Source organism: Vibrio sp. 704 (genome assembly GCF_033339295.1).
In genome coordinates this window covers 282,553-296,085 of the sequence record NZ_JAWOUH010000001.1, presented here as the reverse complement: position 1 = coordinate 296,085, position 13,533 = coordinate 282,553, and the positions used below count along the sequence as shown (strand labels likewise).

Genomic DNA, 13,533 nt, shown 5'->3' with positions numbered 1-13,533 from the left:
CCAGTTGTTATTGAAAAAATTGAGGAAGGTAGGCTTTATTTTCTTCTAGTAATTGTTTTGTTATTTCTTTAGCTTTTGGCACATTAACCACGGTACGGTTAAGTGTGAGTGCATTAATCAGCTTTTGCTGACTTCCTTCGTACCAAGCATCCACGACTAATTTCTCGTAACCAAGTTGGCTCTCAATCATGGCTTTTTGGAAGGTTGGGATTTTTCCTACAGTAAAAGCTTTCGGTCCATCACTAGTTAGCGCAGCTGGAACTTCTACCATGGCATCATTTTGTAAATTTGTAATAGCACCATTATTCGGTACGATGACGAGATACACATCGCTCAAGTTGTAGGCTAGCGAAGCCGCGACTCTCACCATGTATCGACCATGGATATCGGCATGCAGTGTTTCGTGCTTCGTGGTGCCCGCTTCAATTATTCTTGCGTTCAATTCGAACACTCGTTTCTCACGGCCGTTAATTACCTGCCTTGCGCGAGTATTATTGATATCCTCTTTCGCCACCATTTTTTCAGGGTACAAATAGTATTGAAGATACGTATTCGGCAAAAACTCTGGATTATCAGCAAGCATTGTTCTCATGTTTTTGAATGTGGCTTGCCACGATGGGTCATCCGCTATTTCCGCATCAACCGCACTGATCCCTTCTTTTAGGATGATATTTTTAATTTTATCCGTTAAGTCTTCACCCTGTTTGTTACGAATTTTGGTAAACCAGCCATAATGATTAAGCCCAAAATATTCAGGAACAAAGTCCCAAATTTCACACCCTAACAATTGCGCATAGCTGACCATAATCGCTGCTGGCATATCACAAATATTTAGAATTCGCTTATCATGCGGAAATTCACGATTTAAAGCTTCAGCGACAATTGCCGCTGGGTTGGTGTAATTAAGAATCCACGCATCTGGACACGTTTGTCGGATCTCGTTCACTAGCTGGATCATATCGCCGATAGAGCGAAGTCCATATGCCATTCCTCCCGCGCCACATGTCTCTTGCCCAACACAAGAGTTGGATAGCGGGATTTGTTCATCGCGCTCGCGCATGGCCAACCCACCAGTGCGGATCTGGATAAAGAAAAAGTCCGAATCTGCGAATGCGACAGATTTATCCGTTGTATAAACAAACTCTTCAACTTCTGGATAGTGTTCTCGCAATAGAATTTCAGTAGCTAATGCATTCGACTCTTGGCGTTTCTCATCTATGTCGTAAAACACGACTTTTGCGAGTGGAAAGTTATCTTTTTCGGCAATCAGGCTGTTCATCATACCAAGAGTGTATGTACTGCCAGCACCAACAATCGTTAATTTTTGACGTTTCATTTCGCTACCTCAAATGTTTACCCTGAAAATGTATAAAATAAGTATTAATACTTTTATGATACATTTAAAGTGTAAGCACAAAGATACGAGATAAAAATCACACAAAGATCCTAAGGAAAAGTATTAACTACATCTCAGATCACATTCTTGCTATCATGATCCAAGACTTAGCGAGGTATTATGAAACCCAAATACATAGACATTGCGGAACGATTAGAAAAAAAGATCAAAGATGGGGAACTACAACCTAAATCGATGCTTCCAAAAGAGAGTGATTTGCAAGAAGAGTTTTCCGTAAGCCGCGTAACCATCAGAAAAAGCTTACAAATTCTGGTCGACAATAATTTAATTAGTCGGACAAGAGGTAGTGGAACTTATGTAAACGATCTAAAAGCCCAACATGATGCCTTACATTTGCTGGGTTTTATCGAGGAAGTCAGTAAACAAGGGAAAACACCTAGCTCTCAAGTCATAAAGTTCGAACTTAAAAAGCCGAATGAGCAGGTTGCTAAGCAGTTAAATCTCTCGCCCAATGATGATACATATGAAATACATAGACTCAGGTGTATTAATGATGAGCCTGAAATTTACGAAGTCACTCATATGCCAGCAATGTTATTTCCAGACTTGAGCATAGCCATAATGAATGGTTCTAAATATGAGTACATTGAAAATAGCAAAGGATTGAAAATTGCGAAAAGCAGTCAGTCTGTCAAACCGTATTTGTTAGATGCAGAGACGGCCTCATACCTGAATGAATCAGAAGCTTCCCCTATTCTAAAAGTTGAGTCCACTGGTTACCTAGAAGATGGTCGTGCATTTGAATATACCGTCAATTACTTCCGACTTCATCAATACAGCTTCGAGTTTATTTCAACTAGGACGTAGTACTATTCGACGCTAATGGTTAATCATTGCGCCAAATCTTATATCCGACCTCTCGCATTGCTCTGCCGAGCAGGTGGGAGGCGACTGGCGCAGTGAGAACGATAAACAACATCGTACCGATAACCCGAGAGATCACGGTAACTTCAGGGAGTGAGAAAGCGACCGCTAATAACAAGCAGCTCACTCCGACAGTTCCAGCTTTGGTCGCTGCATGCATTCGGGTATACAAATCAGGAAGCCTCAGGACACCTAGACTTGCAACCAAGGTCAACAATGTTCCTAAGCATAAAAATAGTCCAATCAACACGTCCATTATTCTTTCTCCTTTCTTTTAACGATCAAACGTGCAAATGCGATCGTGCCGAGAAATGCGACCAAACCTAATGTAATGGCGATGTCTAACAGAGCGTCCTCACCGCTGTCTAAGGTGTAAACCGTAATAAATCCGATAGTGATAAATGAAATCAGATCTAACGCCACAACTCGATCAGCTAGCGTTGGTCCTAGAATTAAACGAGCAAAAGCCATAACAAAGCTGAGTAGTAGCCCAGAATAGGCAAAAGTGACCGTTATTTGCAGCCAACTATCCACGCGTCACCTCCAAAATTCGATGCTCTAACCCATCTTTAATTCCGCGAATAACCTCTTCATGTTCAGGTGCAAACATGGCATGAACGATAAGATACTTTTTATCAGCCGTAACATCCAAACTAAGCGTGCCCGGTGTTAAAGAAACCATGTTCGCCAGTAATGTGATTTCTAGATCAGAATCGACCTCCAGAGGGACATAAACGATATCAGGCTGACTCAAATGAGTAGGTGTCACGACGTCCCACACCACTTTCGCAACCGATATAACCATTTCATAAGCGAAGTACACCAATAACTTCAATGCAGATGCAAAACGTTGAAAATAGCTCGTTTTCAATCCAAATGGTTGACTCAACCTTAAAGCAAAAAAACCGACCGTAAATCCGACAACAAAATTCAGACTCGAATAGCTGCCGTTAAGCATCATCCACGCTAACGCTAAGAAAAAATTGAGGAATAGATAGATCATGCATTTCCTCCTAACACCACTCTGATGTATTCAGTCGGATTTAACAGTTGTTCTGCAGCTTGAACGGAAAATTGATAAAAAGGCTCCGCCACTAAGCCAATGATTAGCGTCAACGTCGTCAATACAATAATTGGAACGCAGTACAACCAATGTACTTTGGCCTGCAGAGTCTGTTCTGGCTTCTCTCTAAATGGCTTTTTCCAAAATGCCTCACTCCAAATTTTCGTCATCGAGTAGACGGTAAGCAACCCCACCAATAACGCGGTACCTGCTAACCAGTAATATTCAGCCTGTATGCTCGACTTGATGACCAATAGCTTTCCCCAGAAACCCGATAGCGGTGGAAAACCGGCCAGAGAAAACGCAGGGACAAGAAACAAGAACGCCAACCAAGGCATAGCTTTGTATACCCCACCCAAATGTTCAAGTTGACTAGAGCCATATTTGCGCTCGATGAATCCACCTATTAAGAACAAATTCGCTTTTACAATGATGTGATGAACAATGTAGAAAATGGCACCGGCTAAAGCTAAGGGAGTGTATATAGCCAACCCCATGAGCATATAGCCTATTTGGCTAATAATATGAAAAGAAAGAATTTTCTTAATGTCGAATTGGCTAGCCGCTCCTAAAACGCCCGTTAACATGGTTAGCCCTGCGACCCAAATTAACGTCGGTTGCCAGCCACTCTCGGCGAGCGGAAATACTAAGGTGAAGACTCTTATCAACGCGTATACACCGACTTTAGTAAGCAACGCGGCAAACAGTGCCACCACACCGCTTGGCAACGTGTGATAAGAAGCGGGCAACCAAGCAAATAAAGGAAAGAGTGCCGCTTTAATAGAGAAGGCAAACAAAAACAGCGCGGACAGCATCATGTTGATGCTCAATTCATTTTCCCCTACTTTGGTGTAGAGATCGGCCAGGTTCAAGGTGCCCGTTGCGCCATACAACAAGCCGATAGCAAGCAAAAATACCAGCGTCGAAATCAGATTCAACATCACGTACTTTACTGCACCATCAACTTGAGTTTTCGTTGCATCTAACACCATTAAACCAAATGATGAAATGAGCATGACCTCAAACCAAACGTACAGATTAAAAATATCTCCAGTCAGGAAAGCGCCATAAACGCCAGCAAGCAACATGTGCATTAACGCATGGTAATTGCTATAGGAGGGCTTTCGGTGAAGGTCCGCCATCGCGTAGAAAACACATATCGCACCAATCACCGCCGTTATCATCACCATAGCAACGCTGAGGTAATCTGCGACAAACACGATACCAAATGGCGCACTCCACTGACCAAAAGCAACGGCTTGAATACCATTACTTATGATGTTTTCTGTGAGAAAGCCCGCAACGAAAAGGTTCGAAATCGCACTTACACCGCTCAACCACTCAACACTTTTTGTTGAGCGACGGACGAAGAAGATAATCAACGCCGTACTCAGCGAGAGAACTACCGGTAACGTAAGCAAAATCGAACTCATTGACCCTCCTCAGAACGTTGCATTTCATCGACGTTTGCAGTTCCAGTGTCTTTATAAGCTCGATAGAACAGCATTAAAGCAAAAATAAGTAGTCCAAAACCGATGACTATCGCAGTTAAGATAAGCGCTTGAGGTAAAGGATTTGCCGCGCTATCTGGTGGTAAAAGAGCATTATCGCCAATCAATGGCGGTTCTCCGGGCGTCAGCCTCCCAGCTGTAAAAATAGCAAGGTTAACCGCACTACTGAGTAACATGATGCCGAACAAAAGGCGCAAGATATGCTTTTCAAGCATTAAATAAACACCTGCTGCGACAAATACTCCAACGACAACACTCCAGACTATTTCCATCACTCTAGCTCCTCATTAATACGAAGCAGCATACCCATCACGCCACCTATAACGGCAAGGTAAACACCAACATCAAAAACCAATGGCGTCCCTAGTGGTATCACGTCTTTCCACCACAGTCCGGTCAAAAACGGTTTATCAAACGCAAAGCTCAAAGCACCAGAAACTAAGCTCAATGCGATGCCAGATAACGCAATGAGAAACGGTTTGAAATACAACCTAGAACGAACGTATTTCGGTGATTCCGCGAACATGAGAAGTGATAAACCAATAACGGCAATCAACGCACCAATAAAGCCACCACCCGGTTCATTATGACCACGTAACAACAGATACACTGAAAATACGAGCATGAGTGCCGAAACGATGTGTGCCGTGGTTGCAAAAATTAATGATTGGATACGATTTTGCTTTTTCGCTCTTGTCTTAAGCAAACTCACTGCCGCAATCCCAGCAATAACAACGACGACAACTTCTCCCAATGTATCAAATGCGCGAAAGTCGACCAGAATAACGTTAACAATGTTTCGCCCATGTCCACCCGGGACACTGTTTTCTGCAAAGAAATCTGACACCGAAGAGTCCATCGGCTGAGACGTGATTCCTAACAAAAGTAAAGTAACCGAAACTCCTATCACACCTGCTATGCAAATATTCGCTACTTTACGTCTTATTGAATGCTTGGGCACGGTGGTTAGACGTGGCATATGACGCATTAACAATGCAAGAAAGACCACCATTAATGTTTCCACTAACAGTAAAGTCTTCGCAACGTCCGGGGCGCTATAAATCATAAAAACAAGCGTGGTCATGAAGCCAATCATACCAAGCGCAGAAATCGCAAGAAGTCTTGCGTGGGACAACGTACATACGAGCGCAGCACCAATCAACAATAAGGCAATACCAATCTCATAGAAAGTGACACTTGAAAGTTCGCCAACCAAAGGCAGAGGAATAAGCGCTACCTGACTCAGTAACGCAACGGCAAGTACCGTGAAAAATAATAGGACATAGCGACTCAATTTCTTTTGCTGTAACCGCGCCGTTTGCCACTTCGCCACTGTCATCATGCCATCTAATAGTCGTTCAAAAATATTCTCCGCTTTGGGGACGAATAGATGTAACCGCTGAAAAAATGCAGACACAGCTGGATAAACACGGTACACCACATACCCCAACGCTAGCGTAATAACGCTTAACACTAACGGTACATTCACGCCATGCCATAGTGATGTCTCTTTAAGAGCTGCTGTGGGCAGAATGTCAGCAGAGCCCGGAAAAATAATATTGCGATCTAACCAATTTAAACCGAATAACGGAACTAGGAGGCTGCCAACTGCCAAGAGCAAAGGCGAGATCCACATGGCTTTTTTTGTCTCAACTGGCTTAGTTTCAATCGGCACGAGATCACGGCGAGCAAAGAATGGTCTCGCAATAAGCATAATGGTTAGCGCAACCATCAGTATATTCACGATTAATAGTACAAAGGCGATCCAGTTATTGAGCTCTACTGCGGACTTGTACATGTATTCTTTGCTCAAAAAGCCTAACAACGGCGGGAACCCCGCTTTAGACAATGCAGCCAAACTCCCCGCAACCATGCTGATGACGAGAACTGACTTCAGACCGTACAATTGATCAATATCTCGTGTTCCTGTCGCTTTGTCGATATTACCCACCACCATAAACAGCGCAGCTTTATAGAAAGAGTGAGCGAGAATAAACATCAATACTGCACTAACAGCCAAATCTGTGCCCATACCTAGTAATAATGTTAATTTACCCAAAGCAACATTTGTGCTGTAGGCTAGCATCAGCTTCAAGTCAGTTTGTTTTAATGCGACAAATGTGCACCAAATGGCCGTGATACTCCCAGTGATGACTAAAGCATAAAACCAGATCTCGCTGTGGGCATAAACTGGCGATAAACGTGCTAATAGGTAAATGCCTGCCTTTACCATTGTTGCCGAGTGTAAATACGCACTGACCGGAGTGGGAGCTGCCATCGCGTTAGGTAGCCAAAAATGAAACGGGAATTGCGCAGATTTAGTAAATGCACCGAGTAGTATGAGCACTAGAGATGGGATAAACCATTCATGCTGCGCAATAGTGTCTGCCTGCTCGATAATGGTATTTAGCTCATAACTCCCTGCCATTGCTCCCAGCAAGATAAGACCAGCTAGCAACGCTAGTCCACCAGCACCGGTAACAATCAGCGACTGCAAGGCGTTTTTCCGAGACGTTTTATTTTCGTGATTAAACCCGATCAGTAAGTAAGAAGTGATGGTGGTGAGTTCCCAGAAAACAAATAACAACAGAATGTTATCGCTCATCACAATCCCTAGCATGGCAAGCATGAATAGGGTTAGATACAAATGAAAGGAAAACCGGCTATCACTTTCTCGTAAATAAGCCAAAGCGTAGATTTGAATCAGTGCACCAATCCCACTGATCAGTCCCGCAAAAAGAAATGAAAGACCATCTAATCTAAAGCTAAGGTTGATATCGAGGCTTGGTATCCATTCCGCATTCCAGCTCACGCCTGCAGGAGTATAGATATAGAAGAGAAAAGAGAAGATTAAAACTGGCAGCGCAGGGAAAATCAGTAAGACCAACTGATTATCTAGGTTTTTCGGCAGGTTTTCTTTACCCGTTATGTTATTCAACATCGCAGCCCATTCGTTATTATAAGAAGGTACGCGCTATTCGGCGCAAATGACAAACTCCACTGTATTGTTTTAGCCCAAGCGCTTCAAAAACGATCATGAAACCAAGGGAAAAGTAGCAAACAGTAATCACTGAGTGCTACTTAGAGGAACGCCGATACAAACCGCTATTTGCTGTCTGCTACGGCATAAGAACGTAGGTCACTACTTACGTGTTCTTGGCTGAATGTATATGGATTATCGTCATCAGCTAACTCGAATGCATCGTAGGTGCAGTCACCGATATCATTTCTCGGACAAACATAAACATTCGAACGTTCTATCATTTCTGTGTGGCATTTCGGGCATAGGTTTTTCATGTCACTCTCCTCTGATAACTTATTGATACATTGATAATTCCATGTTCTAGAGATCCATCTCCCTCCTTTACCTAAAACATCACTTAAACCCAACTTTGTTACACCCCAATTACTGAATCGGTGAGACAAAACCATCGGGCTTAAGAGCGACCAAACTACAGTTAATCGATTGCAAAATATTTTCAGCCGTATTACCAATGACATAACCAGATATACCAGTCCTCGCTAAGGTTCCCATTACCAGCACGTCTACCTCAATACTCTCTACGTAATCTGGAATCTTTTCGTCGGGTTTTCCATGCAGGTGGTGAATCACAATTTCACCTGTAATCCCAGACTCCTCCAACAGCTGTTGCAGAGCTTGTTTATGATCGGCTTTTGCCTTGTCGAGTTCATGTTTCAACTCAGCATCATCGACTTGAATCCAAGCGTTACCATTAAGGTAGTTTTCTAAGTAATACTCCCAGCAAGAAATCACGTGTAAACGACTATCGCAGGTGTCGGCTATCGAACGCGATAATTCGAGTAAACGCACGGCTAATGAGTGCTGTTCATCGCTTGCCGTTAATGGGTCGATAGCCACAGCAACACGGCGCTTATCTCTTGGCTTATCAATTGGTCGGTGCAACCAAAGCGGACAAGGGCATTTTCGTAACAGAGTCATATCAATAGCTTTGAAACCCTCAGCACCTTCACCGAGCGGTTCAGCTTCTTTGATGATGAGATCTTTATTATCAGCTAATGCTTCTTGAATAATACAGACAGCGGGCTTTTCACTGCTTTTCACAGTAAGAGGAAATGCGAGATCCTCTTCAGAGAGTCCCAGCTTCTGTCTGTATTCGTGAATACTTTGTTTGAGTGAGTCTTGCAGCGATTGCTCATAACTTTGCTGATACTGGATCATGTCTGTTGGGAAATCAGGACACGCTATTAGCCCTGAGAGAGGCACTTTGTTGCTAGATGCAATCCTCATCGCTTGTTCGAGGGCGTCACTATGGCCTGGCAATCCTTGTGTTGCAAAAAGTATGTTTGCGAATCGTTTCATACACACCTCCTTGTTTGGTTAAATATTAACCACCCACAAAGTATAATACCTAACGGATAATTGTAACGGCTTGTGACGTTGATGAAATCAATTCTCATTAAGAGACGGATATTGCTTCATTTTGTTTTACGTCACACTCTCCTTTCTTCACAACTATCGCCTTCGACCTAAATAAATTCCGCTACCTAAAGTTGAGACCAAATAAAAACCCAAATTACTCAAAGTTTTTTCTCACCTTGAGTAACTTGGGTATAAGCAATAACACACTTAGTGTCCGGATTTAAATGGATGGCCTAAATTTTCACGCAACTTAGTTTAAAGATGCCATCTCAATCACGAATCGATATGCAAAGTTTTACGGCTTTAGTGACCTAAAATCGCCGTAACTCAATGTTAAGGTTGTTGTTTTGTCGGTGCCAAAGCAATTTCACGAACACATACACCTTGCGGTTGCTGATAAGCAAACAGCACTGCGCGTGCGATGTCATCTGCGGCCAACACACCGCCCATATCCACCTTCCAGGCGTCATAACCATCTTTAATATCTTGAGACGTTGTATGTGAAAGTAATTCCGTTTCCACTGCACCAGGTGCAATCGTGGTAACGCGAACATTTGATGACGCAACTTCTTCACGTACGTTTTCAGAAATAGCATGAACCGCAAATTTGGTACCGCAATAAGCAGCATGATCAGGGAATGTTTTCTTGCCCGCAATAGAGCTGATGTTAATGATCGTACCACTGTTACGTGCTTTCATAGGTGCTAGGACGGACTGCATGCCATTGAGCAAGCCAATTACGTTCACATCAAACATGCGCTTCCACTCCGATGCTTCCTGAGTATCTATCTGACCGAGAAGCATAACGCCTGCGTTATTTACAAGTGCATCTACCGGACCATACAACGCTTCAGCTTTCTCTATTGCAGCCTCGAAAGAAGCTTTGTCGGTCACATCTACCTTTTCACAAAGCGTATTTGGTAAGTTTAATGCTTCCAAACGTTCTACACGTCTTGCTAACAAAAGAAGAGCATGGCCCTGGTCACTGAAGTGACGTGCAATCGCTTCACCAATGCCTGAACTAGCGCCTGTAATAACAATTAACTTTTTCATTTTGAATCCTTAATCGAACGGTTTACATCAGTGGCGGTAAGTTTAAGAAAACTTTGTTTGTTGATATATACCGACCTAGTTGAAACACTGTTGTTATACTGCAACAATACTTTTTTGAATTATGAAGAAGTCATCATGCAAACACACATCAACCTTGCGGATATTCGCTCTTTCGTCCTAATCGCTCAACTAGGAAACTTCACGAAAGCAGCAGAGCAACTTGGCGTTTCTCGCTCACACGTTTCACGTCAAATAACAAATCTGGAGCAACAGATTGGTGTCACTTTGCTACAAAGGACCACTCGAACACTGAACCTCACCGAAGCAGGCAAGGTTCTGTATAAACAGTGTGAAACTGCCCTTCACAATATTGAGCAAGCTGTTATGGCAGTGGTTGATGATGTAGAAGACTTAAGAGGTGACATTCGTATCAACTGTGTGGGGGGCTATTTAGGAGAAGACGTTGTCGCAGATATCGTTGCTCAATTTCTAATCCAACACCCACAAGTGAGCATTAACTTAGATTTTAGTAGCCATCGTGTCGATTTAATCGCAGATGAATTCGATATCGCTTTTCGAATGGGAAAGTTAGACGACTCCAACTTTATCGCTCGCAAACTGATCGATGTGGAAATGGGGACATACGCAAGCCCAAACTATTTAGAAACATATGGCTATCCTTCACATCCAAAGGACTTAGAAAAACACGTTTGTTTGACAGGTAGTGTGACACGGTGGGCATTTGAGAACACGAATACAAAGCAGTCAACTGAACACCAGATACGTGGACAGTTACGATGTAAGAGCGGCAGAGTAATGATAAAAGCAGCCTTGGCGGGAAATGGCATCATCCGTGTGCCAACACTTTATTGCCAACAAGAACTCCAGACAGGCAAGCTAAAAGAAGTGTTTACCGACTGGAGCATTCCGAGTGTGGAATTTTCACTCCTTTATCATCACGACCGACATCAACCAAAACGCATCCGAGCCTTTGTTGATTTTACCACGCAATACTTTCGCAAACTGCAGAGTAAAGACAAGTAACCTGCATGTTGGTACCTGTCTATGTATGTTTTATAGGCTGAGCCTGCGAACCTGAGGTTTGTTCTAGAAAGAGTGTGAGCATTTTGACGCTTAAGGCTTGGTTTTCATAAACGTCAGAGGTGTTTGTCCAGTTTGCTTTTTGAAAAATGCAATAAAAGCACTGTCTGACGAAAACTCCAGCCAATCGGCAACTGCGCTGACTGGCATGCCCGTTGATAACAATTCAACTGCTTTTAAAAGCCTCCACTGTTGCCGCCAATCTTGATAATTCATGCCCGTTTCCGACTTAAATAATCGTGTTACCGTCTTGGTGCTTGCCCCAACTTTGCTTGCAAGAGTAGTAAGCGAAGGAGCCAGAAATGAAGGTTCAACCAACTCTCGACGAAACGTTGTTAAGCGCCGATGCGATGGCAAAGGCAACTGAAACGAATAACGTTTCGCAGCATAAAACTCCTCCCAAAAAAGCGCCGTCGTATTTACCATCTCGCTGCTAGGCTTATCCCACTCCCAAAATGACATTTTATCAATAAGAGCTTGGAGTAAATTATTCACTTCTATCATCGTGATCTTACTCGGACAGGCAAACTCCTCACAATCAAAATACAAAGATCGATACGCCACCACATTCGTCATTAGTGCGCGATGCGGCGTATTAGGTGGGATCCAAACCGCCTTTGTCGGTGGCAAAATACAAATCGAGTCTTCCAGAGCAAAACTCATACAACCTTGAGGTGCGTACAATAACTGCCCTTTCTTGTGCATATGCATACCTGAGTCGTGCTTGCCAATATCCGCAGCAATTCCCACTACACAATTAGAAATTTTGTCTGCATCAAATTGTGTTTTTTCGTTAATAAGCGCCATTTTGTCCGAATGTTGATGTATTTGGTTTTTATGTTGTTATTAGATCAATCATAGCCTCATTTATACTGCCCGCCAACTTCATTAACGATGGGTAACAATATGAATACTAAGCCCTCTTTATGGCTCATGCTGGTTATGTTGATGTTTCCGCAAATTGTAGAAACCATCTATAGCCCAGCGTTGAGCTCAATCGCTCTATCATTTGATGTAAACCACGCACAAGCAGCCCAAACATTGTCGATTTACTTCCTAGCTTTTGCCATTGGCGTTGTAGTTTGGGGAGTTCTCGCAGATAAACTGGGAAGAAGGCCCACCATGCTTATTGGGCTCTTTATCTATGGCTGCGCATCTTTACTCGCAACTCAAACCGAAAGCTTTGCTGTTGTCATGGCCGCGCGAGCCCTAAGCGCATTTGGTATCGCGGTAGGATCCGTTGTCACACAGACCATGCTTCGTGACGCGTTTGACGGTCAAGAACTGAGTAAAGTCTTTAGCTTAATGGGGATGGGTATATCAATCAGCCCGGTAGTTGGCATGCTATTAGGCGGGCAGCTTACAGCGCTTGGTGGATACCGTTATGTGTTTTTTGCCTTGTTTTTAATCGCGTTAGTATTGCTCGCTTATAACGTTATTAAGCTTCCTGAAACACAGAAGGAACAGACACCAGTACGGTTGCATCAACTTAGCTGGGAAATGGTAAGAGACGCGCGAATTTGGCGCTCAGGATTATTGGTTGCTTTGTATAACATTGCTCTATTTTCTTATTACCAGCTTGGCGCATTTACTTTCTCAGCACTTGGGTATAACTCCGAACAATTTGGATACAGTGGCATGGTACTGGGGTTAGGCACTCTGCTTGGGAGTTATTTAAACAAATCCCTAGTGTCTAAAAATGTTCGAAAAAGCCAACTACTTTGGCTCTCAGCAGTATTGCTTAGTTTGGGATCAGTCGGTGTGTTGATTCTGAGCCAATCAATCTGGTTTGTTGCTCCAATGGTGTTAGTCGTCATGTCTTATGGGATTGCGATACCCAATATACTCAGTGACGCACTCGTTGATTATAAACAACAGGTAGGTAGCGCAGGCGCTTTATTTGGGCTCATGTACTACATCATGATCGGGACGGGATTAGCGATGGCTGGAACAGCACAAAACTTAGGTGTCGTTCTATTAGCATGTAGCTGTTTAGCGATTTTATTAGCGTTTTCTAAAAGGCAAGTTCATACCAACTTGTGACCAGATACTACGCATTGCTTGCCTAATCTTCCGAAGATTGGTCTACATCTTTTCTAACGGTTAACTAAAACGTAAATAA

The 13,533-nt window shown here is 43.2% G+C and carries 14 protein-coding genes; 3 read left to right on the top strand and 11 right to left on the bottom strand.

The features are described 5' to 3' along the window. Nucleotides 1-7 precede the first annotated feature (7 nt). Complete coding sequence (locus R7R24_RS01205) at nt 8-1,336, bottom strand: 6-phospho-alpha-glucosidase (RefSeq protein ID WP_005373308.1); 1,329 nt, start codon at nt 1,334-1,336, stop codon at nt 8-10. Nucleotides 1,337-1,516: 180 nt separating this feature from the next. Here R7R24_RS01205 and R7R24_RS01200 point away from each other — a divergent pair, with 180 nt between their 5' ends. After that, a complete protein-coding gene (locus R7R24_RS01200) occupies nt 1,517-2,224 on the top strand; it encodes a GntR family transcriptional regulator (protein WP_053307578.1) in 708 nt (235 codons plus the stop codon). Between the two features lie 19 nt (nt 2,225-2,243). Here the strand turns inward: R7R24_RS01200 and mnhG are convergent, their stop codons facing one another. The 9 genes from mnhG to R7R24_RS01155 form a co-directional block, all read right to left on the bottom strand. Beyond that, complete coding sequence (gene mnhG / locus R7R24_RS01195; protein WP_005373314.1) at nt 2,244-2,537, bottom strand: monovalent cation/H(+) antiporter subunit G; 294 nt, start codon at nt 2,535-2,537, stop codon at nt 2,244-2,246. Next, entirely contained in the window at nt 2,537-2,815 is a 279-nt protein-coding gene (locus tag R7R24_RS01190) for a cation:proton antiporter (RefSeq protein ID WP_005373317.1), read from the bottom strand. Before R7R24_RS01190 ends, mnhG begins: the two co-directional genes overlap by 1 nt. Then, nucleotides 2,808-3,284 carry a Na+/H+ antiporter subunit E gene (locus R7R24_RS01185; RefSeq protein WP_005373320.1) on the bottom strand — a complete coding sequence of 159 codons (477 nt, stop codon included), beginning with the start codon at nt 3,282-3,284 and terminating at the stop codon, nt 2,808-2,810. Before R7R24_RS01185 ends, R7R24_RS01190 begins: the two co-directional genes overlap by 8 nt. After that, nucleotides 3,281-4,777: a Na+/H+ antiporter subunit D gene (locus tag R7R24_RS01180; RefSeq protein WP_053307577.1), complete on the bottom strand. Its 1,497-nt coding sequence runs from the start codon at nt 4,775-4,777 to the stop codon at nt 3,281-3,283. Before R7R24_RS01180 ends, R7R24_RS01185 begins: the two co-directional genes overlap by 4 nt. Continuing rightward, entirely contained in the window at nt 4,774-5,127 is a 354-nt protein-coding gene (locus R7R24_RS01175) for a Na+/H+ antiporter subunit C (protein WP_017633704.1), read from the bottom strand. The genes R7R24_RS01180 and R7R24_RS01175 overlap by 4 nt, the downstream gene beginning before the upstream one ends. Beyond that, nucleotides 5,127-7,796 carry a hydrogen gas-evolving membrane-bound hydrogenase subunit E gene (gene mbhE / locus R7R24_RS01170; RefSeq protein ID WP_155484638.1) on the bottom strand — a complete coding sequence of 890 codons (2,670 nt, stop codon included), beginning with the start codon at nt 7,794-7,796 and terminating at the stop codon, nt 5,127-5,129. The genes R7R24_RS01175 and mbhE overlap by 1 nt, the downstream gene beginning before the upstream one ends. A gap of 164 nt (nt 7,797-7,960) precedes the next feature. Then, nucleotides 7,961-8,152: a hypothetical protein gene (locus tag R7R24_RS01165; protein WP_005373328.1), complete on the bottom strand. Its 192-nt coding sequence runs from the start codon at nt 8,150-8,152 to the stop codon at nt 7,961-7,963. Nucleotides 8,153-8,261: 109 nt separating this feature from the next. Further along, nucleotides 8,262-9,197, bottom strand: coding sequence for a universal stress protein (locus R7R24_RS01160; RefSeq protein ID WP_053307576.1), 936 nt, complete (start codon nt 9,195-9,197; stop codon nt 8,262-8,264). Nucleotides 9,198-9,590: 393 nt separating this feature from the next. After that, nucleotides 9,591-10,310, bottom strand: a complete 720-nt coding sequence (locus tag R7R24_RS01155; protein ID WP_053307575.1) for an SDR family oxidoreductase — start codon at nt 10,308-10,310, stop codon at nt 9,591-9,593. 135 nt (nt 10,311-10,445) lie between these two features. On the opposite strand from R7R24_RS01155, the gene R7R24_RS01150 reads away from it, so the two are divergent. Further along, entirely contained in the window at nt 10,446-11,354 is a 909-nt protein-coding gene (locus tag R7R24_RS01150; protein ID WP_053307574.1) for a LysR family transcriptional regulator, read from the top strand. Nucleotides 11,355-11,444: 90 nt separating this feature from the next. On the opposite strand, the gene R7R24_RS01145 is transcribed toward R7R24_RS01150, so the two are convergent. Continuing rightward, nucleotides 11,445-12,218 carry an AraC family transcriptional regulator gene (locus R7R24_RS01145; RefSeq protein WP_017633708.1) on the bottom strand — a complete coding sequence of 258 codons (774 nt, stop codon included), beginning with the start codon at nt 12,216-12,218 and terminating at the stop codon, nt 11,445-11,447. Between the two features lie 99 nt (nt 12,219-12,317). Here R7R24_RS01145 and R7R24_RS01140 point away from each other — a divergent pair, with 99 nt between their 5' ends. Further along, nucleotides 12,318-13,454, top strand: a complete 1,137-nt coding sequence (locus R7R24_RS01140; protein ID WP_053307573.1) for a multidrug effflux MFS transporter — start codon at nt 12,318-12,320, stop codon at nt 13,452-13,454. Nucleotides 13,455-13,533 lie beyond the last annotated feature (79 nt).

Excerpts from the sequence above, each read along its gene's own strand:
- R7R24_RS01205 (WP_005373308.1), bottom strand. The coding sequence starts at position 1,336 with ATGAAACGTCAAAAATTAACGATTGTTGGTGCTGGCAGTACATACACT.
- R7R24_RS01200 (WP_053307578.1), top strand. The coding sequence starts at position 1,517 with ATGAAACCCAAATACATAGACATTGCGGAACGATTAGAAAAAAAGATC.
- mnhG (WP_005373314.1), bottom strand. The coding sequence starts at position 2,537 with ATGGACGTGTTGATTGGACTATTTTTATGCTTAGGAACATTGTTGACC.
- R7R24_RS01185 (WP_005373320.1), bottom strand. The coding sequence starts at position 3,284 with ATGATCTATCTATTCCTCAATTTTTTCTTAGCGTTAGCGTGGATGATG.
- R7R24_RS01180 (WP_053307577.1), bottom strand. The coding sequence starts at position 4,777 with ATGAGTTCGATTTTGCTTACGTTACCGGTAGTTCTCTCGCTGAGTACG.
- R7R24_RS01175 (WP_017633704.1), bottom strand. The coding sequence starts at position 5,127 with ATGGAAATAGTCTGGAGTGTTGTCGTTGGAGTATTTGTCGCAGCAGGT.
- mbhE (WP_155484638.1), bottom strand. The coding sequence starts at position 7,796 with ATGTTGAATAACATAACGGGTAAAGAAAACCTGCCGAAAAACCTAGAT.
- R7R24_RS01165 (WP_005373328.1), bottom strand. The coding sequence starts at position 8,152 with ATGAAAAACCTATGCCCGAAATGCCACACAGAAATGATAGAACGTTCG.
- R7R24_RS01160 (WP_053307576.1), bottom strand. The coding sequence starts at position 9,197 with ATGAAACGATTCGCAAACATACTTTTTGCAACACAAGGATTGCCAGGC.
- R7R24_RS01155 (WP_053307575.1), bottom strand. The coding sequence starts at position 10,310 with ATGAAAAAGTTAATTGTTATTACAGGCGCTAGTTCAGGCATTGGTGAA.
- R7R24_RS01150 (WP_053307574.1), top strand. The coding sequence starts at position 10,446 with ATGCAAACACACATCAACCTTGCGGATATTCGCTCTTTCGTCCTAATC.
- R7R24_RS01145 (WP_017633708.1), bottom strand. The coding sequence starts at position 12,218 with ATGGCGCTTATTAACGAAAAAACACAATTTGATGCAGACAAAATTTCT.
- R7R24_RS01140 (WP_053307573.1), top strand. The coding sequence starts at position 12,318 with ATGAATACTAAGCCCTCTTTATGGCTCATGCTGGTTATGTTGATGTTT.